General features: G+C 72.0%; 1 protein-coding gene and 1 pseudogene. One reads left to right on the top strand and one right to left on the bottom strand.

The window, feature by feature from the left end; all coding sequences use genetic code 11:
• Window positions 1-1,097: LCP family protein (locus tag G6027_RS12015; protein WP_241727067.1), on the top strand; the 1,097-nt coding region annotated here is incomplete at its 5' end.
• 31 nt (window positions 1,098-1,128) lie between these two features.
• Here G6027_RS12015 and G6027_RS12010 read toward each other — a convergent pair.
• Window positions 1,129-1,588, bottom strand: a pseudogene (locus G6027_RS12010) (hypothetical protein); the annotation flags it as partial.

Raw genomic sequence — 1,588 nt, 5'->3', positions numbered from 1 at the left:
GCGGGTCCCGTTCACGATCAGGCGTCCGCGACCCCCGCCGACAAGCGGTCGACCCGCGCGATCCCCGCTCTACCCGACGTCCGTCACGGGCCGGATACGGGCCGTCACGGGATCGCCGCACCCGCCGGGCACCCGGCAGGCGGCGCCTCGGCCCCGTCCGGATCCTGGGTCTGGTACTCGTCCTGATCCTCACGCTGGGCGTGGTGAGCGTCCTGTGGGCGGACTCCAAGCTGCAGCGGATCGACGCGCTGACCGACTACCCCGGCCGCGGCGGAAACACCCCGGGCAGCATCACCCTCCTGGTGGGGACCGATTCCCGCGAGGGACTGACCCCGGAGCAGCAGGCCCAGCTGTCCACCGGTTCGGAGTCCGATGCCGGCGGTAAGCGCACGGACACCATGATGCTGGTCTACACGCCGCGGGACGGTGGCCGGACCATGCTCATCTCGCTCCCGCGCGACCTGCTGGTCGACATCCCGGACTACGGACAGAACAAGCTCAACGCCGCCTACACCTTCGGCGGTCCTGCGCTGCTGACCCGCACGCTCGAGGAGCAGACCGGGATGCGGATCGACCACTACGCGGAGATCGGATTCGGCGGCTTCGCCGGGATCGTCGACGCGGTCGGTGGCGTGGACATCTGCATCTCCGAGCCGATCAACGACCCGCTCGCCGGACTCGACCTGGCCGCCGGGTGTCAGACCCTCGCGGGGCCGCAGGCCCTCGGGTTCGTCCGTACCCGCTACGGGTTCGCCGAGCAGGACCTCCAGCGGGTCCGCAACCAGCGGCAGTTCCTCGGCGCGCTCATGAGCGAGACCATGTCCCCGGGGAACCTGCTCAACCCGTTCACCGCGGTGTCACTGGTCGACGCGGCCTCGGAGGCCGTCACGGTGGACTCCGGGGACCACATCTGGAACCTCGCCTCGGTGATGTGGAAGCTCCGGGGCGATCCGCTCACCGTCACCGCCCCCTACGACGGCATGGCCTCCGGCTCCGTGGGCTCCTACCTCGTGTGGGGTCCGAGCACCACGGGGTTCTTCGACGCGGTCGCCTCGGGGCGCACCCCGCCCGAGGAGTACCTCGACCCCGGCCCCTGAGCCCGTCTCCCGGCCCACGGGCACCGCCCGGTCATCCCGCGGGCGTGATCGAGACGATCCCCCAGGTGCCGTCAGGGTTCTCCGCCACCCGGACACGCTGCCGCATCACCACCGGCTCCGCATCGGGCGGGGACTCGGTGAGGCTCACCTCGAGGAGCGTGGGCGACAGCTCCCGCGCGTCCACGCAGTGGGTGGTGCCCTCGGCCACCCGGTCCACCCCGTCGACGCGCAACTGGTCCGGCGTCATCCGGCTCGACGGCGAGACCGCCTCGAACGCCTTCTCCGCCGAGCGCTCGACGTAGTAGGCGTGGTCGAAGGCCAACACGGTCTCCAATGGCGAGTCCAGCGACCCCGGGCCGTCGCCCACCACGTGGCCGGGTTCGGAGACCGGGGCGCAGTCCGTCGCCTCCTCACCGGTCGGGGCGAGGGCTCCGCGGGTGACGACGAATCCGAGCACCGCGGACCCCGCCAGCACCGCCGCCCCGGCTGCG

Origin of the sequence: Dietzia sp. SLG310A2-38A2 (assembly GCF_014145095.1) — a bacterium.
GTDB lineage: Bacteria > Actinomycetota > Actinomycetes > Mycobacteriales > Mycobacteriaceae > Dietzia.
The sequence above is the reverse complement of the archived record's forward strand: the minus strand, read 5'-3'. Positions and strand labels throughout refer to the sequence as shown.